Origin of the sequence: Tsukamurella sp. TY48 (assembly GCF_019656655.1) — a bacterium.
Taxonomy (GTDB): Bacteria; Actinomycetota; Actinomycetes; order Mycobacteriales; family Mycobacteriaceae; genus Tsukamurella; species Tsukamurella strandjordii.
This window is the reverse complement of the sequence record NZ_BPMV01000001.1, coordinates 1,060,753-1,080,519: the sequence shown is the minus strand read 5'-3', so window position 1 is coordinate 1,080,519 and position 19,767 is coordinate 1,060,753. Positions and strand designations below refer to the sequence as shown.

General features: G+C 70.8%; 18 protein-coding genes. 9 read left to right on the top strand and 9 right to left on the bottom strand.

Going from position 1 to position 19,767, the window contains the following annotated elements; genetic code table 11:
* Positions 1-42: 42 nt before the first annotated feature.
* Positions 43-1,029, top strand: a complete 987-nt coding sequence (locus TTY48_RS05240) for an LLM class F420-dependent oxidoreductase (protein ID WP_220656499.1) — start codon at positions 43-45, stop codon at positions 1,027-1,029.
* Here the strand turns inward: TTY48_RS05240 and TTY48_RS05235 are convergent.
* A complete protein-coding gene (locus TTY48_RS05235; protein ID WP_220656498.1) occupies positions 1,022-2,191 on the bottom strand; it encodes a pyridoxal phosphate-dependent aminotransferase in 1,170 nt (389 codons plus the stop codon). The genes TTY48_RS05240 and TTY48_RS05235 overlap by 8 nt on opposite strands.
* A 37-nt stretch (positions 2,192-2,228) precedes the next feature.
* Between TTY48_RS05235 and TTY48_RS05230 the strand changes: the two genes are divergently transcribed.
* Complete coding sequence (locus TTY48_RS05230) at positions 2,229-3,527, top strand: NAD(P)/FAD-dependent oxidoreductase (protein WP_220656497.1); 1,299 nt, start codon at positions 2,229-2,231, stop codon at positions 3,525-3,527.
* A 4-nt stretch (positions 3,528-3,531) separates the two neighbouring features.
* Here TTY48_RS05230 and TTY48_RS05225 read toward each other — a convergent pair whose 3' ends face one another.
* Positions 3,532-4,596, bottom strand: coding sequence for a tartrate dehydrogenase (locus TTY48_RS05225; protein ID WP_220656496.1), 1,065 nt, complete (start codon positions 4,594-4,596; stop codon positions 3,532-3,534).
* Between the two features lie 73 nt (positions 4,597-4,669).
* A complete protein-coding gene (locus TTY48_RS05220; RefSeq protein WP_220658458.1) occupies positions 4,670-5,677 on the bottom strand; it encodes a LacI family DNA-binding transcriptional regulator in 1,008 nt (335 codons plus the stop codon).
* A gap of 166 nt (positions 5,678-5,843) precedes the next feature.
* Between TTY48_RS05220 and TTY48_RS05215 the strand changes: the two genes are divergently transcribed.
* Genes TTY48_RS05215 through TTY48_RS05190 form a run of 6 tightly spaced genes read left to right on the top strand, consistent with a single transcriptional unit; the run spans position 5,844 to position 10,948 of the window.
* On the top strand, positions 5,844-6,848 hold the full coding sequence (locus tag TTY48_RS05215; RefSeq protein WP_220656495.1) for an asparaginase: 1,005 nt from the start codon (positions 5,844-5,846) through the stop codon (positions 6,846-6,848).
* Positions 6,849-6,851: 3 nt separating this feature from the next.
* The gene (locus tag TTY48_RS05210; RefSeq protein ID WP_220656494.1) at positions 6,852-7,730 is read left to right on the top strand and encodes a polysaccharide deacetylase; all 879 of its coding nucleotides are present in this window, start codon (positions 6,852-6,854) and stop codon (positions 7,728-7,730) included.
* Between the two features lie 60 nt (positions 7,731-7,790).
* Positions 7,791-9,170 carry an MFS transporter gene (locus TTY48_RS05205; protein ID WP_220656493.1) on the top strand — a complete coding sequence of 460 codons (1,380 nt, stop codon included), beginning with the start codon at positions 7,791-7,793 and terminating at the stop codon, positions 9,168-9,170.
* Entirely contained in the window at positions 9,167-9,931 is a 765-nt protein-coding gene (locus tag TTY48_RS05200; protein WP_220656492.1) for an SDR family NAD(P)-dependent oxidoreductase, read from the top strand. Before TTY48_RS05205 ends, TTY48_RS05200 begins: the two co-directional genes overlap by 4 nt.
* A 13-nt stretch (positions 9,932-9,944) precedes the next feature.
* Positions 9,945-10,682: an SDR family NAD(P)-dependent oxidoreductase gene (locus TTY48_RS05195; RefSeq protein ID WP_220656491.1), complete on the top strand. Its 738-nt coding sequence runs from the start codon at positions 9,945-9,947 to the stop codon at positions 10,680-10,682.
* Positions 10,682-10,948 carry a hypothetical protein gene (locus tag TTY48_RS05190; protein ID WP_220658613.1) on the top strand — a complete coding sequence of 89 codons (267 nt, stop codon included), beginning with the start codon at positions 10,682-10,684 and terminating at the stop codon, positions 10,946-10,948. The genes TTY48_RS05195 and TTY48_RS05190 overlap by 1 nt, the downstream gene beginning before the upstream one ends.
* A gap of 27 nt (positions 10,949-10,975) precedes the next feature.
* Here TTY48_RS05190 and TTY48_RS05185 read toward each other — a convergent pair whose 3' ends face one another.
* The 3 genes from TTY48_RS05185 to TTY48_RS05175 form a co-directional block, all read right to left on the bottom strand.
* Positions 10,976-11,755 (bottom strand): carbon-nitrogen hydrolase family protein, encoded by a 780-nt coding sequence (locus TTY48_RS05185; protein ID WP_220656490.1) that lies wholly within the window; start codon positions 11,753-11,755, stop codon positions 10,976-10,978.
* 12 nt (positions 11,756-11,767) lie between these two features.
* Complete coding sequence (locus tag TTY48_RS05180) at positions 11,768-13,210, bottom strand: APC family permease (protein WP_255585507.1); 1,443 nt, start codon at positions 13,208-13,210, stop codon at positions 11,768-11,770.
* Positions 13,211-13,305: 95 nt separating this feature from the next.
* Positions 13,306-14,955: an HNH endonuclease signature motif containing protein gene (locus TTY48_RS05175; protein WP_220656489.1), complete on the bottom strand. Its 1,650-nt coding sequence runs from the start codon at positions 14,953-14,955 to the stop codon at positions 13,306-13,308.
* Between the two features lie 191 nt (positions 14,956-15,146).
* On the opposite strand from TTY48_RS05175, the gene TTY48_RS05170 reads away from it, so the two are divergent.
* Complete coding sequence (locus tag TTY48_RS05170; protein WP_220656488.1) at positions 15,147-15,449, top strand: hypothetical protein; 303 nt, start codon at positions 15,147-15,149, stop codon at positions 15,447-15,449.
* Between the two features lie 23 nt (positions 15,450-15,472).
* Here the strand turns inward: TTY48_RS05170 and TTY48_RS05165 are convergent, their stop codons facing one another.
* The 3 genes from TTY48_RS05165 to TTY48_RS21445 are packed head-to-tail and all read right to left on the bottom strand — an operon-like array spanning position 15,473 to position 19,763.
* Positions 15,473-17,143, bottom strand: coding sequence for a DNA repair helicase XPB (locus TTY48_RS05165; RefSeq protein ID WP_220656487.1), 1,671 nt, complete (start codon positions 17,141-17,143; stop codon positions 15,473-15,475).
* Positions 17,144-17,590, bottom strand: a complete 447-nt coding sequence (locus TTY48_RS05160; protein ID WP_220656486.1) for a hypothetical protein — start codon at positions 17,588-17,590, stop codon at positions 17,144-17,146.
* On the bottom strand, positions 17,583-19,763 hold the full coding sequence (locus TTY48_RS21445; protein WP_220656485.1) for a helicase-associated domain-containing protein: 2,181 nt from the start codon (positions 19,761-19,763) through the stop codon (positions 17,583-17,585). The genes TTY48_RS05160 and TTY48_RS21445 overlap by 8 nt, the downstream gene beginning before the upstream one ends.
* Between the last annotated feature and the right edge of the window lie 4 nt (positions 19,764-19,767).

The following is a 19,767-nucleotide window of genomic DNA, read 5'->3' as shown; positions in this document are numbered from 1 at the left end:
CGACCCACTGACAGGTCCGAGCGACATCCGTAGGGTGGACCCGTGCGCTTCGGACTCTTCATCCCGCAAGGCTGGCGACTCGATCTCGTCGGCATCGACCCCGCAGACCAGTGGTCCACCATGAACGGCCTCGCGCAGCACGCCGACGCCGGCCCGTGGGACTCCGTCTGGGTCTACGACCACTTCCACACCGTGCCGGTGCCCACCCGCGAGGCCACCCACGAGGCGTGGAGCCTGATGGCCGCGTTCGCGGCGACCACGAACCGGGTGAAGCTCGGCCAGATGTGCACCGCCATGAGCTACCGCAACCCGGCCTACCTCGCCAAGGTGGCCGCCACCGTGGACCTGATCTCCGGCGGCCGCACCCAGATGGGCATCGGCGGCGGCTGGTACGAGCACGAGTGGCGGGCCTACGGCTACGGTTTCCCCTCCGCGGGCGAGCGGCTCGGCCGGCTCGACGAGGGCGTGCAGATCATGCGCCAGGCCTGGACCGAGGGGTCGGCCACGCTGGACGGCAAGTACTACCAGGTGGACGGTGCGATCTGCGAGCCCCGCCCGCTGCAGGACGGCGGCATCCCGCTGTGGATCGCCGGCGGCGGCGAGAAGAAGACGCTGCGGATCGCCGCGCAGTACGCGCAGTACACCAACTTCGACGGCACCTACGAGGGCTTCGCCCACAAGTCCGAGATCCTGCGGCAGCACTGCGCCGAGGTGGGCACCGATTTCGATGCGATCACCCGCTCGGCGAACTACAACATCGCGATCGCCGAGAACGCCACCGATGTGCAGGCCCGGCTCGACGAGGTGCGCCGCCGCTACTCCGAGTACGCGCCCATCGAGGCCGCCGACGCCTCGATGGGGGCCTTCGCCGGTATGCCCGGCGTGGGTACCCCCGCTGAGATCGTGGACAACCTGCGCAAGCTCGAGGCGCAGGGGATGACCTATGCGATCTGCTACTTCCCCGAGATCGCCTACGACCGTTCGGGTCTGGAGCTCTTCGAACGCGAGGTGATCCCCGCGCTCAGCTGATCCGGTGGGGGAGCGTCGCCAGCCGGCGCACCCCCTCGGCCAGCACATCGGCCTGCTTGCTGAAGGCGAACCGGATCAGGTGCCCCCAGCGGTCGTGGTCGTCGGCGAGCGCACTCACCGGTACCGCGGCCACGCCGATCTGTTCGGGCATCGCGCGGCACAGGTCGCCGGCATCGTCGTAGCCCAGGCTGCGCGCGTCGGCGCACACGAAGTACGTGCCCTCGGCCGGGTGCACGGTGAATCCGTTGTCGCGCAGGGCCGTGGTGAGCAGGTCCCGCTTGGCCTGCAGATCCGGTGCGAGCTGCGCCAGCCAGGCGCCCTCGGTGTCGAGGGCGTACGCCACCGCGTGCTGCAGCGGGGCGGCACCGGTGAAGGTGAGCCACTGCTTCGCGGCCCGGCAGGCGTCCGCCAGCTCCCGCGGCGCCGTGATCCAGCCGACCTTCCAGCCGGTCACGTTGAAGGACTTGGCCGCTCCCGAGATCCGGACGGTGCGCTCGCGCATGCCCTCGAAGGCCGCCAGCGGGCGGTGCACGCGGCCGTCGAACAACAGGTGCTCGTACACCTCATCGGTGAAGCACAGCAGATCGCGCTCCACGCAGAGCGCGGCGACGGCGGCCAGATCCTCGTCGGAGAGCACGGTGCCGGAGGGGTTGTGCGGGGAGTTGACGATGATCGCGGCGGTCTTGTCGGTGACCGCGGCCCGCAGCAGATCGGGGTCGAGGCGGTACCGGTCGCCGTCCTCGATCAGCGGCACCACCACGCGGTGCGCACCGGCCAGCGCCACCGTGGCGGCGTAGGAGTCGTAGAAGGGCTCGATGAGGATCACCTCGCGGCCGGGCTCCACGAGGCCGAGGACGGCCGCGGCGATCCCCTCCGAGGCGCCCACGGTCACCAGCACCTCGCCGTTCGGGTCGTAACTCAGCCCGTAATCCCGCTCCACCTGCGCGGCGACGGCGCGGCGCAGCTCCGGCAGGCCGTCGCCCGGCGGGTACTGGTTGAGGCCACCGTCGATCGCGTCCTTCGCGGCGCGCAGCATGCCCGCGGGACCGTCGGTGTCCGGGAAGCCCTGCCCCAGGTTCACCGCATCGTGCTCGGTGGCGAGTGTCGAGATCTCGGCGAAGATCGTGGACATGAAGGGCTGGAGCCGGTGCACGGTGCGCATGCCCTCACGGTATCGCCGCGCTGGATAGTGTGGAGGCATGACCTCCGCCGTCGTCGTCGGATCCGGACCCAACGGGCTCACCGCGGCCGCCGTCCTGGCCCGCGAGGGCCTGGACGTGACGGTGCTGGAGGCCGCGACCACCCTCGGCGGCGCCTGCCGTTCCGACACGCTGCACGGCACCGTGATCGATCGCTTCTCCACCGGCCACCCGCTCGCCTACGCCTCGCCCGCGCTGCGCGACGTGGGGCTGGACATTCAGTGGGCGACCGCCCCGATCGACGTGGCGCACCCGCTGGCCGATGCGGTGGGCACCCTGGCCGATGTCCCCGACTGCGGCCCCGAGGTGATGCCGGCGTTCTTCGGCCCGCTCCCCGAGGTGCCGCAGCACCCCGCGGCGGCGCTGCGCTGGGGCCCGCGGTTCGCGCTGCCCGCATCGGTCACGGCGCGCGCCCTCGGCCGGGTCGGCGGCGCCGTCTTCGCCGGGGTGGCGGCGCATTCGATCACCCCGCAGCACCTCCCGATGACCAGCTCGATCGGCTACCTGCTGTCCGGGGTGCGCCCCTGGCCGGTGCCGGTCGGCGGATCGCAGATGATCTCGGACGGTCTGGCCCGGATCGTGGAGGGGCACGGCGGCACCATCCGTACCGGCGAGCGCGTGGACCGGTTGCCGGACGCCGATCTCGTGGTGCTCGACACGGGGCTGCCCGCCGCGCGGGAGCTGCTGGGCTCGCACGCGCCCGGGTGGCTGCGCCGCCGCGCCCGACGGTGGCGGTTCGGCCCCGCCGCGTTCAAGGTGGACCTGGTGCTGGATGGCGGGATCCCCTGGGCACAGGAGGAATTGCACGCCGCGGCCTTCGTGCATCTGGGCGGGACCGCGGCCGAGATCGCGCACAAGGAGCTCATGGTCAACCGCGGGCGGATGCCCGAGCGGCCCGTGATGATCCTGTCCCAGCAGTACCTCGCCGATCCGTCGCGGTGCTCGGGGGCACTGGTACCGGTGTCGATGTACGTGCACTGTCCCAACGGTTTCCCCGGCGATCTCACCGAGTCGATCATCGCCGAGGTGGAGCGGCACGCGCCCGGGGTGCGGGAGCGGATCATCGAGGTCCGGTCCGTGGGTCCGGCGCAGCTGCAGGCCTCGAACGCCAACCTGGTGGGCGGGGATATCGCCGCCGGCGCAGCGATACCCACGCAGCTGGTGCGGCGGCCGAGGCTCTTCGATCCCTACCGGCTCACCGACCGGGTGTACCTGTGTTCCTCCGCCGCCGGTGCACCCGGCGTGCACGGCATGGTGGGCTGGCACGCGGCCCGCGCCGCCCTCCGCGCACTGGGGTAGCGGACTACCGCCGGAGCTGGTCGATCACGGCCTTGCTGAACTCGTCGGTGCCCGCGGTTCCGCCGAGGTCGCGGGTGCGGGTACCCGATGCGAGAACCGCTTCCACGCCCGTCATCAGCGCGGTCGAGGCGGCGTTCTCCCCGAAGTGGTCGAGCATCATCGCCGCTGCCCACATCTGGCCGACGGGGTTGGCCAGGTTGCGGCCCGCGATGTCGGGTGCGGACCCGTGCACGGGCTCGAACATCGACGGGTACCGCCGTGCGGGGTTGAGATTGCCGCTGGGGGCGATGCCGATCGAGCCGGCGATGGCGGCCACGAGGTCGGACAGGATGTCGCCGAAGAGATTCGATGCGACGATCACGTCCACGCTGTGCGGCTTGAGCACCAGGCGGGCGGCGAGCGCATCGATGAGCACCTTCTCGACGCTCACCCCGGGAGTGGCGGCGACGACCTCGGCCACCACCTCGTCCCAGAAGGGCATGGTGTGGATGATCCCGTTGGACTTCGTCGCCGAGACCAGCTTCCCGCTGCGTGCGAGGGCTTGTGCCGCGGCGTATTCCGCGACCCGAGTGATGCCGGCGCGGGTGAACACCGCCTCCTGTATCGCGGTCTCCTCGGGACGGCCCCGGTGGAACCGGCCGCCGATCTCCGAGTACTCGCCCTCCACGTTCTCGCGGACCACCACGATGTCGAGTTCCTCGACACCGGCGAGCGGCGAATCGACGCCCGGCAGGATCCGGATCGGTCGCAGATTGATGTACTGGTCGAATTCGCGTCGGATCGGGATGAGCAGGCCCCACAGCGTGACATCGTCCGGGATGTCCTCGGCCCCCACGGCTCCCAGCAGCGTGGCATCGCCGCTGGCGAGCTGGTCGATCCCGTCGACGGGCATCATGCGTCCGTGGGCGCGGTAGTAGTCCGAGCCCCACTCGCGGTGTCGCCAGGTGACCTGGAAGTCGAACCGGGACGCGAGGGTGTCCACACAGTCGATGGCCGCGGGCATGACCTCCAGGCCGATGCCGTCGCCGGCGATGACATCGACGGTGTACGAAGTGGGTGCGGTGCTCATGGACTGGTCTCCTGATCGATTCGGTGAGGGACGGTGCGCCGGCTGCATCCGGCGGCCGGAGGATCTGCTGGGCTCAGACGGTGCCGCGCCGCGCGGCATCGGGATCGCTACTGCGGCGGACCACGAGTTCGGGTTCCATCAAGACCGATTCGGGGGTGCCGCCCGACAGCACCTCGGTGAGCAATCGCATCGCTTGGCGGCCCATCTCGTGCATGGGCGAGCGCACGGTGGTCAGAGCGACGGCGCCGCCGTCCGCGAGCGGGGTGTCGTTGTAGCCCACGAGCGCGACATCGTCGGGAACGCGGATGCCGCGATCGCGGAGCGCGCCGAAGGAGCCCAGGGCGGCGAAGTCGTTGGTCGCGAAGACCGCATCCGGAACCGGGCCGGTCGCCAGGATGCGCTCCATCCCCGCGCGGCCGCCGGCGGGATCGAAACTCGAGTACACGACGCGATCGTCGGGAACGTGGATTCCGTGTTCGGACAGTGCCTGCCGTGCTCCCGAGGTCCGGTCCTGTGCGGTGGACGCGAATTCGAGTCCGGCGAGGATCGCGATATCGCGACGGCCGGTCGAGGCCAGGTGCTCGCCCACGAGGCGTCCGCCCTTGACGTCATCGACGGTGGCCGCCGGGTAGTCCCCGGAGTGCCGGGATGTGAGGACGAAGGGGAGCCCGTGCCGGTGCACCTCGTCGAGGAAGGCGTGGTCCAGATGCGCGTCGCCGAAGATCATCCCGTCGACCCGTCGGTCGATCATCATCTGCGTCCGGGCGCGCTGGTTGTCGATGAGATCGAGCGAGTTGGTGACGAAGGTCGACTGCCCGGATTCGCTGGCGGCCTCTTCGATGCCCTCGTAGATGGTGGCGAGCACGTAGTCCTGCAGGCGGGGAACGAGCACGCCGATGAGCCCGGAGCGGCGGGTGCGCAGGCTGGAGGCCTGCGGATTGGGGGAGTAGCCCTGCTCCTGTGCGAGGGCGCGGATGCGGGCCACGGTATCGGTCGATGCCCAGCGCAGCGCATCGTCGCCGTCGGCGTTCAGCACCCGGGACACCGTCGACGGGCTCACACCGAGCTCGTCGGCGAGCATCCGGAGGGTCAGCGTGCCTCGCCGTGCTGCTTTCACGGGTGCTCCTCCCTGGTCATGGACGCCAACACTACAGACGCACCGCTGGGCGCGAGGCGTTACACAAACGTTTGAGCAAATTTACACAAACGATTGCCGCAATCGTTTGTGACGTGGTTCACTCGTCGTCATGCAAGCACGAGTAGCGGTCATTGCGACCGGCGGGACGATCGCGTCGACGGCCACCGAGGGCGGTGTGGTCGCCAATCGAACCGGCGCGACCCTCCTGGCCGACGCCGGTGTCCGGGACGTCCGCACCGACACCATCGACCTGATGACGGTGGGCTCCTACCGGCTCACTCTCGGGCACATGCGCGAGATCAGTGATGCCGTCGCCGAGGTCTTGGCCCGGGGCGGGGAGGACCGCGTGGACGGCGTCGTGATCACGCACGGCACCGACACCCTGGAGGAGACCGCGATCCTGCTCGACCTGGTGCACGACGATCCGCGGCCGGTGGTGCTGACCGGCGCACAGCGACCGCAGGATGCCGCCGACGGCGACGGCCGGCGCAACCTCGCGGACGCGGTGCGCGTCGCGGCGTCCCCGGACGCTCGTGACCTGGGGGTCCTGATCGTCTTCGCGGGTCGCGTCCTGCCGGCCCGCGGAACTCGCAAGATCCACACCACGGCCCTCGCGGCCTTCGATTCGGTGCTCGGCGCGGGAGTCGGCGAGATCCGCGGCGACACCGTGGTCATCGCCTCGGCGCCGCGCCGGCCCAAACCCCTGCCGCGCCCCACCAGCGACTTCGATCGCACCCGGGTCGACCTCGTCGAGATGTATCCGGGCGCGGACGACGCACTGCTGCGCGCCGCCGTGGCCGTGGGCGCCACCGGTGTGGTGATCGCCGGCACCGGCATCGGCAACGCGAACCCCGATGTGGTCTCCGCGGCCACCGACCTCCTGGCGGCGGGCACCGCGCTGGTGCTGTCCACCCGGGTGCCCGAGGGGCCGGTGGCGGGCGTCTACGGCAACGGCGGCGGGGCCGATCTCGTGGCCGCCGGCATACCCGCCGCATCCGGACTGCCGGCCACCCAGGTCCGGATACTGCTGGCGCTCTTGCTCTCCCATCACATGCTCCGGGCGGACAACGCCACTTCCCTGATCGACGTCTACGCGAACAACCAGGAGGACTGATTCATGACCAAGGAGATCTTCGTCGCCTTCGGCATCGATGTCGATGCCGTCGGTGGATGGCTCGGCTCGTACGGTGGAGAGAACTCGCCGGGCGACATCTCGCGCGGCATCTTCGCCGGCGAAGTCGGTGTGCCCCGGCTCAACTCGCTGCTCGCCAAATACGAGCTCCCCGCCACCTGGTTCTGGCCGGGCCACTCGATCGAGACCTTCCCCGAGCAGTTCGACGCGGTGGTGGCCGCCGGCCACGAGATCGGGCTGCACGGATACAGCCACGAGAACCCCATCGCGATGACCCGCGAGCAGGAATCCGAGATCCTCGACCACTGCATCGATCTCATCCAGACCCGCACCGGCAAGCGGCCCACCGGGTACGTCGCGCCGTGGTGGGAATTCAGCAAGGTGACCAACGAACTGCTCATCGAGCGCGGCATCGCCTACGACCACTCCCTCATGCACCGCGACTTCGAGCCGTACTACGTGCGCGTCGGCGACACGTGGACCCCGATCGACTACGACAAGCCCGCCGCCGCCTGGATGAAACCCCTCGTCCGCGGCGAGGAGACCGATCTGATCGAGATCCCGGCGAGCTGGTACCTCGACGATCTGCCGCCCATGATGTTCATCAAGGGCAGCCCGAACAGCCACGGCTTCGTGAACCCGCGCGATATCGAGCAGATGTGGCGGGACCAGTTCGACTGGGTCTACCGCGAGAGTGACTACGCCGTCTTCACCTTCACCATCCACCCGGATGTGGCGGGCCGCCCGCAGGTGCTCCTCATGCTGGAGCGCCTGATCGAACACATCAGCTCCCACGAGGGCGTCCGTTGGTCCACCTTCGACGCCATCGCCCAGGACTTCCGTACCCGCCGACCCCGCGTCTGAGCGAGCACCCCGTGCCGGCATCCGGCGCACCCCCCTCCCACCTCATCAGAGAGCACGACTATGTCTGAATCAGCCAACCCCCCGGTTCCGGGCCTGCGTCGGGTGACCGGTGCGGAGACCCGGCGTGCGTCGGGAATCGCCTTCTTCGCGTGGACCATCGCGGTGTACGACTTCATCCTCTTCGGCACGCTGCTGCCGCGGATCGAGGCGTCCTTCGGGTGGAGTACCAGCTACGCCCTGCTCATCTCCACCTTCGTCAGCATCGGCACCGCCATCGTCGTGCTGCTCGTCGGCCCGATGGTCGACAAGCTGGGCCGGCGCAAGGGAATGATCATCTCGGTCGGCGGTACCGCGGCATCGTCGCTGGCCACGGCGGCGGCGTTCAACGCGGCCTCCCTGGTCGGCGTGCGGTCCGTGAGCGGGCTCGGTCTCGCCGAACAGTCCGTCAACGCCACCTATCTCAACGAGCTCTACGAGGTGACCGAGGACGAGCAGATCAAGAAGCGCCGGGGCTTCGTGTACTCGATGGTCCAGACCGGCTGGCCCGCGGGCGCCTTGCTGGCGGCGGGATTCGTCGCCCTCGTGACCGCGGTCTTCGGCGTGGACTCCTGGCGGATCGCCTTCCTGCTCGCCACGATTCCCGCCGTGATCGTGGCCCTGGTGTGCCGGACCCTCAAGGAGAGCCCGCAGTTCGAGGCGCAGCAGAACGTCCGGCAGCTGCGGAAGGCCGGCAAGAACGACGAGGCCGACGCGCTCGCCGCGGCCACCGGCACCGTCGAGCAGACCGCCGCACCGCTCAAGCGGATCTTCACCGGTAAGCACCTGCGGAACACCGTGGTGCTCTCGCTCGCGTGGATGCTGAACTGGTTCGCCATCCAGACCTTCTCGGTCCTGGGAACCACGGTGCTCGAGAAGGGCAAGGGCATCGACGCCTCGAGCACACTGCTGCTGGTCGTGCTGTCGAACGTGGTGGCCGTGGCGGGGTACCTCGCCCACGGCTGGGCGGGCGATCGGTTCGGGCGCCGCAACACGATCGCCGTCGGCTGGTCGCTCGCCGGCCTGTTCTTCGCCGCGATGATGCTCGGTCCATCCGACCAGGCCTTCGTACTCGTGACCTACATGATGGGCCTGTTCTTCCTGCTCGGGCCGTATGCGGCGATCATGTTCTTCCAGGCGGAGTGCTTCGATACCGATTGCCGCGCAACGGGGAGTTCGTTCATCGGAGCCATGTCGCAGCCCGGCGCGATCATCGCCGGCATCCTGCTGACCGCTCTCACGGCCGCCTCGGTCGACTACTCCACGGCGGCACTGTGGGTGGGCGCGGCCGGAGCCCTCGCATCGGCGCTGATGGTTCTCGGTGCACGCAAGGTGACAGATCCGCCGGCTCCGGGCGGGACGCGCACGCAGGGCCCTTCCGACGGCGTCGAGGTGGCGGCATGACCGAGCGGCCCGTCGCGATGATCACCGGTGCGGCGTCCGGAATCGGTGCCGCGACCGCGGTGTGCCTCGCCGAACAGGGTGTCCGCGTGGGAATCGGCACGTTCAGTGGTGATCCGCACGATCCCGAGATCACCCTGCGCGCTGTCCGGGAGGCCGGGGGAGAGGGCCTGATCGTCGAGGTCGACGTGTCCTCGACCGAGTCGGTGGACCGATTCGCCCGGACCCTGATGTCGGAGTGGGGCCGGATCGACCACGCGGTCGCGAACGCGGGAATCCTCCGCGAAGCGGCATTCGACTCGCTGACCGACGAGCAGTGGCACGCGATGATGGATGTGGACCTGCACGGGGTGATGCGCACGGCACGAGCAGGACTGCGGCACATGGGGAGTGGTGGCTCGGTCACCGCCATCTCATCGATCGCCGGTGGCGTGTACGGCTGGCAGGAACACGCCCACTACGCGACGGCCAAGGCCGGCGTGATCGGGCTGATCCGCAGCCTGGCCGTCGAATACGGCCCGCGCGGCATCCGCGCCAACGCGGTGATCCCGGGTCTGATCCGCACGCCGCAGTCGAGCGATGCCGTCAATTCTCTGGGGCCCGAGGGGCTCGACCGCGCCGGCGGCTACATCCCGTGGGGACGCGTGGGCCATCCTCGCGAGGTCGGCGAGGTCATCGCCTTCCTGTCCAGTGCCCGGGCGTCGTACGTGAGCGGTCAGGCGATCGTGGTCGACGGCGCACTCACCACCGCCATGCGGGATTGACGAGGAGAACGAGATGACCGATGTCTTGCAGGGGCGTAGTGCCATCGTCACCGGTGCCGCGTCGGGGATCGGCCGCGCCATCGCGGAGGCCTTCGTCGCCGCCGGGGCGGCCGTCACCGTGGTCGATCGCGACGAACGGGTGGTCGCGGTGCGCGACGAGGTCGGTGCGCTGCGGAGCGAGGTGCTCGACGCCACGTCCGAGGCCGATGTGGAGCGGGCGGTGTCCACCGTTGCGACCGCCGACGGCGGCCTCGACATCCTGGTGTGCGCGCACGGCATCCTCACCCAATCGCCGGCGTCCGAGATGACGGCGGCACAGTGGCGCGAGACCCTCGACGTCGATCTGACCAGTGTCTTCCTGTTGAATCGGTCGGCGCTGCGCCCGATGCTCGCGCAGCGACGCGGCCGGATCATCAACATCGCCTCGCAGCTCGCGATCAAGGGAGGGGCCTCGCTCGCGCACTACGCGGCGGCCAAGGCGGGGGTCATCGCGATGACGAAGTCGATCGCGCTGGAGGCGGCACCGCACGGCGTCCTGGTCAACGCGATCGCGCCCGGCCCCATCGACACCCCCATGGTGGCCGGCATCGACGACGACTGGAAGCGCGCCAAACGCGCCGAACTCCCGCTCGGCAGGTTCGGAACGCCCGCGGAGGTCGCGCCGACCGCCGTACTGCTGGCATCCGATCCGGGAGGCAATCTCTACGTCGGACAGGTGCTCGGCCCCAACTCCGGCGACGTGATGCCCTGATGTGCGGCGGCTGCGGTGGAGCACCGCCGGAGTGGGCCGCCGATCGGGTGACCGGACCGCGCAACCGGGCCGCCGTGGCCCGCAGGCTCTCGGGTGTCCTGCACCGGGACGTGGTCCGGCCCATCACGATGGGCTGGGTGGTCAGCGGTCCCACGGGCGTGACCAGCGTGTGCCGCACCTTCGATTCTCTGGTCCACGAGGTGAGCTTCCGCTCGGGGCTGCCGACGGCCGACATCGTGAACGCCGGACTCGCCGAATCGGATTGAGCCGCTCGGCGAGTGGCGCCCGCGACGCTAGTACAGGTCGCGGCGGCGATCGGTCAGATACGGATTGGCCGCCTGCGCCGCGTTGACCGCCTCGGTATCGACGGTGGCGGTGATCAGCCGGGTTCCGCGCCCGGCCGAGGCGAGCACCTCGCCGTCGGGCCCGACGATGCTGCTGCGCCCCACGTAGGTCAGGTCCTGGTCGTGGCCCTCGTGGTTGACGTACGCCAGGTACACCTGGTTCTCCCACGCCCGGGTGCGGACGACCACGTCGGCGACGATGGCGAAGGGCTCCATCTGTGCGGTGGGGACCGCCACCAGGTGTGCGCCGGCATCCGCGGCGAGCCGCACGTTCTCGGGGAACTCCACGTCGTAGCAGATGAACATGGCGATGCGAACCCCGTGGAAGTCAACGGGGTTCACCGCCGTCTCGCCGGGCGCGAACATCGACCGGTCGAGGTCGCCGAACAGGTGCGTCTTGCGGTGCCTCGCCAGGATCTCGCCCTCGGGTGAGAACAGGAAGGCCGTGTTGTAGACGGCGTCGCCATCCGCCTCGGGGAGCACCGCGATCACCCCGATCCCCACGCCGCCGGCGATCCCCGCGACGCGGTCCGCGAGACCGGCGTGGGCGAAACCGCGCATCGGCTCGGGACCCAGAACGTAGCCCGTGGTGAACAACTCGGGAGTGATCAGCAGCTCGCAGCCCGCTTCCCGGGCCTGCTCGGCGGCCCGGGCGATCACGGCGAGGTTCTCCTCCGGGCTTCCGGGAACCGATTCCGCCTGCAATGCGGCGATCTTCACGCTGCTCATTCGATCATCCTGTCAGTTCTCGCCCGCGGAGTCGACGGCCAGGCGGCGCGACGACCGCGTCGCGAATCCGATCACGAAGGCCACCACCGGCACCGCGGCGAGCACCGCGCTCAGCCCCGCGGACTGGCCGGTGACGAGGGTGAAGTTGTCGAGCACGATCACCAGACAGGCGAGCAGTGCCACCACCGCGATCACCGGAAGGACGTAGGTCTGCAGGACCCGGCCCGCTCGATCGTGCGGATGCCGGAAGAAGTAGGCGGGCACGGCGATCGAGGTGATCAGGAGCAAGAGGATCATCCCGACGGTCGACACGCCCGCCATCGGTCCGAAGACCCCCACCAGGGGGCTCACCCCGGACACCGCGAAGGCGGCGACGCAGGCCGCTGCGGTCACCGTCTGGACTCCCGACGACAGGTGCGGCGAACCGTGCCGCCTGTGTACCCGGGCGAGCGGGGCGGGAAAGACGGTCTTCCCGGCGAGGACGAACTGGTAGCGGGCGATGATGTTGTGGAAGGACAGTGCACACGCGAACAGGCTCGTGACCAGGAGCACCTGCGTCACATCGTGCAGGATCGGCCCGAGATAGTCGCGCACCGTGGTGAGCAGCATGCTGTCCCCGCTCGCCAGCGAGGCGTTGGCGACGTCGCGCACCTTCGACGGCCCCCACGCCTCGACGACGGCCCACGCCGAGATCGCGTAGAAGACACCGATGATGGTGACCGCCGCGTAGGTGGCCCGGGGAATGGTGCGCGCGGGATCGCGCGCCTCGTCGCGGAACACGGCCGTCGCCTCGAAGCCGATGAAACCGGTGAGGGCGAACAGGACCGCGATTCCCAGCGGGCCCGAGGTGATCGCGGACGGCGAGAAGGAGCTCGCGCTGATGCCCTCGGCGCCGCCGCGCGCGACGACCACCACGTCGAGCACCACGACCACCGCGATCTCCAGCACCAGCGCGACCCCGAGGACCTTCGCGCTGAGATCGATCTGGCGGTAGCCGAGCGCTCCGACCACGAGGATCAGCCCGGCGGCCCACAGCCACCAGGGCAGTTCCGGCCCGCCGTAGTACCGCATGAGATTGTCGGCCGCCCAGCCGAAGTAGCCGTAGATCCCCACCTGGATGGCGGTGTAGGCGACGAGCGCGGTGTAGGCGGAGCCCAGCCCGGGACGCGGGCCGAGGCCCGCGGTGACGTACGAGAAGAATGCGCCGGCCTCGGCGACGAACGGGGTCATCGCGACGAAACCCACCGAGAAGACCAGCAGCACCGCGGCGGCGATGAGGAAGCCGACCGGCGCACCCGCGCCCGGGCCGAGGCCGATCGCGATCGGGACGTTGCCGGCGATCACGGTGAGCGGCGCCGCGGCCGCGATCACCATGAAGACGATCCCCGTCACCCCCAAGGTGCCGTTGAGGCGAGCACTCGGGCGGGTGGAGTCCGTGGTGTCTGGTGATGGCATCGGTGCAGCCCTCCGGTACGGACCGGTCGTGGATTCCGGTGCGCGGTGGCGCTCATTGTGCCCGACGATGCCCTGCTCCGCTTGCCGATTCATCCTCAGAACGGCGGCGCCCGCGGAGGCTCCGGCGGTGGAATCCCGAGCCGCTGGGCCATGCGCTGTGCCGCTTCGTGGCTCGCCTCCTCGCGCTGGGCCGCGCGCTCGCTCCGGCGGGCGTGGCGGAGGCGACGATGCAGCGCGCGGAGGCGACGGCGCTGCGCGGCCCGGCGGCGGGCGTGGTTCTCGAAACCGTTCGGCGCGGACGATGCTCGCCCGGTGGTGCGGGCAGGCGTGTCCCAGACCAGGGAGCCTAGCCCCGGGATCAGATCCGTCGCGGAGCCCGGCGGCACCACCCACACGGCGCCCGTGGGATGGCGCCACTCGACGCCACCGCCGGGCAGCACATCGGAGATCCACCCGCCCTCCGTCTTGATCCTGTGGTGGAAACCGCAGAGCGGCACCAGGTTCCCGATCTCCGTCTGCCCGCCCACGGCCGGCGCGCGGTGGTCGTACTCGGTGACGTGGTCGATCTGGCAGGCCGACGACGGCACCGAACACCCCGGGAAGACGCAGGTGGGGTAGGTGAGACGCAGCACGAGGAGCTGGTACTGCGTGGGCCGGTACCCGGTGGCGCCGGTGGCGTGGATCTTCCCGGTGGTGGGATCGCGGCGGCCGAGCACCCGCACCGAGGTATCGCAGGTACCGATCAACGCCCGCGCGTGATCGGCGGTGACGGGGCCGGAGAGACCGGGATCGTCGGTGACGACGACGGCGCCTCCGGGCGCGGCCGGGGCAGCCGGTGTCGGCTGCCCGCCGGGCGTGATCGCGGCGGACTCGTTCAGCACGATGACGGCGAGAGCCTTGACGTTCTGCGCGACCGCGCCGGTGCGGGGGCGCGCCTCGCGGTGGGTGCACTCCTCGTTCCCGCATCGGCAGCCCAGCGTCTCGTAGCCCTCGGCGAGCGCGACCAGCGCGTCGACCTGTCGCTCGGCGAGGGTCCGGCCGTCCCGACGGCACACCGTTCGGGCGACGTCGTTGATCGGCTTCGACAGCCGGATCGCTTGCGCCCTGTCCAGCACCACCTCCAGGTCGACCGCTCCGTCGCTCCGGGCATGGAAGTCCAGCCGGGCCGACGGGGCGGTGGGTGGCCGCTCGGGAACCGCATCTCGATCGAGCTCGACCAGGATCCGCGTGGCGGCCTGTTCCACCGCCGGGCCCGTCACCGTGGTGCCCTCGCGCGCGAGGAGCCAGGCGGCGAGCCGCGTGTCGAGTGCCGCGGCCACCTCGTCTTCCAGCACCGCGACCGCCGCGCGGAGCGCCGCCCGCACCTGCACCATGCCGATCGCGCCGCGCGCGAACAGTGCGAACACCCGCGGGAACCGTTCACGCAGGTCCAGGCTGCGATGGAGGGCGGCGGAGGCCGCACCGCGACCGGTTCCCAGGGCGGCACCCGCCTCGGCGACCAACTCGTCCCAATCGTCGACGAACCGACGATCGGACTCCACCCGCACGGCGCGGGCCTCCTCCCGCAGGGCGTAGAGCTGAGAGAGCACCGCGTGCCGTTCGGCCTCCAGACGATTGACCTCGGCGGTGATCCGGCGGAGGCGGGCCAGCGCCGAGGACGGAGTGTGATCCGATGCGCCGGCGATCTCGGCGGGCACGGGGCGTGTGACCCGCCGTCCGAGATCGAAAGCGTCGTCGTAGCTCATATGTTCGATATTACTCCCGATGAGCCTGCATTGCAATGGCATTCGCGAAGCTCTCTCGCTGGTCGCGGCGCCCGCGGCGATTGTTAAGCGAACACACCGAATGGCGGTAGAAATACTCGATGGACCTATCGATTCGAATGTCCGAAGATCGATTCGCATCAGGCGGTGCGCATCGGAAAGGGGCGAGTGTCATGGGATTCCAGGACTGGATCACGAGCGCGGGCGAACTGCTGCGCGCCGCGGCACGCAGCTTCGGCGAGTACCGGCGCACGCACGTCGAGATGCTCGAACGGCATCACATCCTGATGGAGCCCTGGACGCACGACGTCCTGCACTGGGGCGCCGACGGCACTCTGCACGGCACCGTGCTCGCCGACCGTGCGCGCACGCCCGTCACCCGCGGCGGCTGGTGCCCGTGCCGGCCCTTCGACGCTGCGGTGCACCCCGTCCGGATCGATCCGGAGAACCCCGACCTCGCCGATCGCGGGCTCTAGCGCGGAGCCGCCGATCCGCCTGGTCAGTCGGCGGTCTCGCCGATCGCGGGGCCGAGCAGATCGTCGGCGTCCACGATGCGGTAGGCGTAGCCCTGCTCGGCCAGGAAGCGCTGACGGTGCGCGGCGTACTCGGCGTCCAGGGTGTCGCGCGAGACCACCGAGTAGAAGTGGGCGGTGCCACCGTCGTGCTTGGGTCGCAGCAGCCGGCCGAGGCGCTGCGCCTCCTCCTGGCGGGAACCGAACGTGCCCGAGACCTGCACGGCCACCGACGCCTCCGGCAGATCGATCGAGAAGTTCGCCACCTTGCTCACCACCAGCGTGGAGATCTCGCCGCGCCGGAAGGCGTCGAAGAGCGCCTCGCGCTCGCGGGTCTTCGTGGAACCCTGGATCACCGGCGCGTCCAGTGCGGCGCCCAGCTCCTCCAGCTGATCGATGTACGCGCCGATCACCAGCGTCTGAGCGCCCTTGTGGCGCTCCAGGATCGACTTCACCACGGCCGATTTGGCGGGCGCCGTCGAGGCCAGCTTGTACCGCTCCTCGGGCTCGGCGGTGGCGTACTGCATGCGCTGGTTCTCGGTGAGCGTCACGCGCACCTCCACGCAATCGGCCGGGGCGATCCAGCCCTGCGCCTCGATGTCCTTCCACGGCGCGTCGTAACGCTTCGGCCCGATCAGGGAGAAGACATCGCCCTCGCGGCCGTCCTCGCGCACCAGCGTGGCGGTCAGTCCCAGTCGGCGCCGGGACTGCAGATCCGCCGTCATCCGGAAGACCGGTGCGGGCAGCAGATGCACCTCGTCGTAGATCATCAGGCCCCAGTCCCGGGAATCGAACAGGTCGAGGTTCTTGTACTCGCCCTTCGACTTCCGGGTGAGCACCTGATAGGTGGCGATGGTGACGGGGCGGATCTCCTTCTTCTCGCCCGAGTACTCGCCGATCTCCTCCTCGGTGAGGGACGTGCGCGCCAGGAGCTCGCGCTTCCACTGCCGCCCGGCCACGGTGTTGGTCACCAGGATCAGCGTGGTGGCCTGCGCACGGGCCATCGCGGCGGCGCCCACCATCGTCTTGCCCGCACCGCAGGGCAGCACCACGACACCGGAACCGCCCAGCCAGAACGAATCCGCGGCGATCTTCTGGTAATCGCGCAGCTCCCACGGGTCGGTCTCCGTGTCCAGCGCGATCGGATGCGATTCGCCGTCCACGTAACCCGCCAGATCCTCCGCCGGCCAGCCCACCTTGAGCAGCAACTGCTTGAGGTGGCCACGCTCCGACGGGTGCACCACCACGGTGTCGTCGTCGATCCGGGCGCCCACCATGGGCGCGATCTTCTTGTGCCGCAGCACCTCCTCCAGCACCGCGCGGTCCAGCGAGACCAGGGTGAGCCCGTGCACCGGGCTCTTCACCAGCTGCAGCCGCCCGTACCGGCTCATGGTGTCGACCACGTCCACCAGCAGCGGCTGCGGCACCGGATACCGCGAGAAGGTGACCAGGGCGTCCACCACCTGCTCGGCGTCGTGCCCCGCCGCCCGCGCGTTCCACAGCGCCAGCGGCGTCACCCGGTAGGTGTGCACGTGCTCCGGAGCGCGCTCCAACTCGGCGAAGGGCGCGATCGCGGCCCGCGCCGCATCGGCCTGCTCGTGATCCACCTCCAGCAGGAGGGTCTTATCGGACTGGACGATGAGGGGTCCGTCGGTCATCTATCCATTGTGCCGCGCGAGACGGAACTCCTGCTCATCGCCGCGGTCGCGCACCACCACGCCCCGCTCGCCGAGCCGCAGCCGCAGGTCGCGGGCGGTGGGTCCGCGCTTCTCCGCGCGGGCCACCGCCCGCTCGCGCAGCAATTCCTCGACCGCGGGCTCCGCATCGCCGCGGCCCTGCACGAAGCGCACGTACTCGGATTCGTACGGGTCGGCGTCGCCGCGCCACGGATAGCCCGCCTCGGTGAGGGCCTGCGCGATCCGGGCCCTCGGCACCCCGTCGGTGCTCGCCGCCGCGAGCAGGCCGCCCCCTCGGTCCAGGATCGTGAGCTCGCCGCCCCGGCCGAGGAAGGCCTCGTTCTGCCACATGCCGACCAGCCCGCGCACCACCAGGCCGAGGGCGGCTCCGGCCGCGGTGGTGGCGACGATGACCGATTGATCAGTCAATGAATTCGGCGGTGGTCACGCGATGCAGGGCGAACCGGCGCGGCGCGTCACCGTCGAGCGCGGCGAGCTGCCCGTGCCGCACCGACTCGGGCACCACCACGTGCCGGGTGTACACCCCGTTCGCATCCACGTACCCCAGCCGCACCGGCCGGCCCTCGCCCGCGGCGGACTGCAACAACGCCATCAACTCGGGCCCCGTGGTCCGCGGCTCACCCGCGGGGGAGTCCTGCCGACGGATCTGCTCCGCCGCCTCCGCCAACTGCTCCAGCGTGGCCTGCGCCGCCGGGGGCCGCGGCCGCGGCATCGGCAACCGGATCGCGCTCGGCCGCAGGTCCACCACCACGCCCCGCGAATCCTCCGCCGCCGCAGCGAAACCCGCCGCCGACAGGCCCGCCACCAACTCCGCCAGCGGGGCCTGGCACACCAGCACCGTCGGGGCCACCGACCGCAGCGCCAGGGCCTGCGCCGCCGGCGAGGCCAGCACGGCCGCGATCAGCGCCGGATCGTCCGAGCGCAGGAACGACGCCGCCATCCCCGCCCGCAGCGCACCGTGCCGCCGCGCCACATCGTCGACCAGATAGGTCAGGCCCTGCGGCACCGGCGTCACCGAATGCGCCACGAAGAAGGCGTGCACCTCCGCCGCCGTCCGCCCCGCATCGAGCGCCCGCCGCACCGAGGCATCCGTCACCCGGTACACCGCCGCCCCGCCCGCCGACTCCAGATCCGCCACCAGCGCCACCGACTCCGCGAACCCGTGCGTCGTGGGCCCCGGGATGGTGAGTGTCAGATCGGCCTGCAACAGGAACTCCTCGACCGGTGCCGGAAGCGCCGCCGCCATCGCCGACTCCAGCTCCGATTCCGCGAGCGCCGCCCGGCCCGCCGCCGTCAGCGCACCACCCGCCACCAGGCCCACCGTCTGTGCCTGCTCGACGATCCCCGCGATCGCCTCCAGCGTGAGCCGCCGGTACCAGGACGGATGCGCGTACCGCGCCGCCGCGTGCAGCTCCGGCAGGGGAGGGGCCACGCCCGCGGGCGCGGTCGCCAACGCCTCCAACACCGCTCGGCGGTCTTGCGGGGCCACCGAACTGCGCGCCGCCCGGTGCAGCGGCCCCACGATCCCGTCCTCGCCCCGCGAGCCGATCAGGGCGGGCTGCCGCCGCAGCTCCAGCCAGGTGCGCGCCAACACCGCCCAGCGGTCCGCCGGCTCCGCCCGCGACCACTCGTCCACGGTCACCGTGGGCGCGAACACCGAATCCTCACTGTCCGCCAGCTCGCCCTCCGCGATCAGTCCCGCGGCCGCCAGCACCTCCAACAGCAACGCCGCCCGCTCCTCGGGCAGATCGGCGGCCTTCGCCACCCGCCGCAACTCCCGGATCCCGATGCCGCCCGCCTTCACCCGCGCCGCCGGGGCCTGTCCCAACACCGCCAAGAGATCGTCGGCGTGCCGCAGCAGCTCCAGCGCCGCGACCGCCCCGGCACCGTCGAGCCCGGGGACCGGCGCACCGTCCGGCACGGGCGGCTTGAGCGAATCACCCAGCGGCAGCTCGCCCCGCAACCGCGCCCGCACCTCCCAGGGCAGCTCGACCGTCTGATGATCGACCCGCGTGAGCAGACCCGCGGCCAACAATCGCTGCACGGGATGCTCGGGCGAGGTGCCGGGCGCCGCCGCCGCGGTCCGGCCCAGCGGCGACCCCTCGGCCAGTCGATCGAGCAGCCCGCGCTCCTCGCTCCCGGGCTCGGGGAGCTCCGCCCGGTCCGGCGCGTCGACGGTGAGCTGCGGCATCCGCCAGGGCATCGCCTCGCGCACCGCGGGAACCGTGCGCAGGTCGGACTCGCCCCAGACCAGCGCGAGGTCGATGAGTGTGGCGACCGACGCACTGACCTGCTTCTTCAGGGCCCGGCCGCGCAGCGCCCGCGCCAGCGAATCGACGGTGCCGCCGTCCGCGAGCACCAGCTCCAACACGGCCAGATCGAGCAGGGTCAGCCGCTCGGCCACCCGGCCGAGCGAGGCGGGACTGAGGAGGCGGGTGGCCAGCACCCCGAAACCCGCCGGAATCGGCGTCGCGACATCGCGCCGCGCATCCAGAAGTGCCGCGATCCACGCATCGTCGCGGCTGCGCAGCCACTCCGCGAGGACGGCCGCCGGGGCCGCCCCGGACGCTTTACTGCTCACCGAT

Excerpts from the sequence above, each read along its gene's own strand:
- TTY48_RS05235 (WP_220656498.1), bottom strand. The coding sequence starts at position 2,191 with ATGCGCACCGTGCACCGGCTCCAGCCCTTCATGTCCACGATCTTCGCC.
- TTY48_RS05230 (WP_220656497.1), top strand. The coding sequence starts at position 2,229 with ATGACCTCCGCCGTCGTCGTCGGATCCGGACCCAACGGGCTCACCGCG.
- TTY48_RS05225 (WP_220656496.1), bottom strand. The coding sequence starts at position 4,596 with ATGAGCACCGCACCCACTTCGTACACCGTCGATGTCATCGCCGGCGAC.
- TTY48_RS05220 (WP_220658458.1), bottom strand. The coding sequence starts at position 5,677 with ATGCTCGCCGACGAGCTCGGTGTGAGCCCGTCGACGGTGTCCCGGGTG.
- TTY48_RS05215 (WP_220656495.1), top strand. The coding sequence starts at position 5,844 with ATGCAAGCACGAGTAGCGGTCATTGCGACCGGCGGGACGATCGCGTCG.
- TTY48_RS05210 (WP_220656494.1), top strand. The coding sequence starts at position 6,852 with ATGACCAAGGAGATCTTCGTCGCCTTCGGCATCGATGTCGATGCCGTC.
- TTY48_RS05205 (WP_220656493.1), top strand. The coding sequence starts at position 7,791 with ATGTCTGAATCAGCCAACCCCCCGGTTCCGGGCCTGCGTCGGGTGACC.
- TTY48_RS05200 (WP_220656492.1), top strand. The coding sequence starts at position 9,167 with ATGACCGAGCGGCCCGTCGCGATGATCACCGGTGCGGCGTCCGGAATC.
- TTY48_RS05195 (WP_220656491.1), top strand. The coding sequence starts at position 9,945 with ATGACCGATGTCTTGCAGGGGCGTAGTGCCATCGTCACCGGTGCCGCG.
- TTY48_RS05190 (WP_220658613.1), top strand. The coding sequence starts at position 10,682 with ATGTGCGGCGGCTGCGGTGGAGCACCGCCGGAGTGGGCCGCCGATCGG.
- TTY48_RS05185 (WP_220656490.1), bottom strand. The coding sequence starts at position 11,755 with ATGAGCAGCGTGAAGATCGCCGCATTGCAGGCGGAATCGGTTCCCGGA.
- TTY48_RS05180 (WP_255585507.1), bottom strand. The coding sequence starts at position 13,210 with ATGCCATCACCAGACACCACGGACTCCACCCGCCCGAGTGCTCGCCTC.
- TTY48_RS05175 (WP_220656489.1), bottom strand. The coding sequence starts at position 14,955 with ATGAGCTACGACGACGCTTTCGATCTCGGACGGCGGGTCACACGCCCC.
- TTY48_RS05170 (WP_220656488.1), top strand. The coding sequence starts at position 15,147 with ATGGGATTCCAGGACTGGATCACGAGCGCGGGCGAACTGCTGCGCGCC.
- TTY48_RS05165 (WP_220656487.1), bottom strand. The coding sequence starts at position 17,143 with ATGACCGACGGACCCCTCATCGTCCAGTCCGATAAGACCCTCCTGCTG.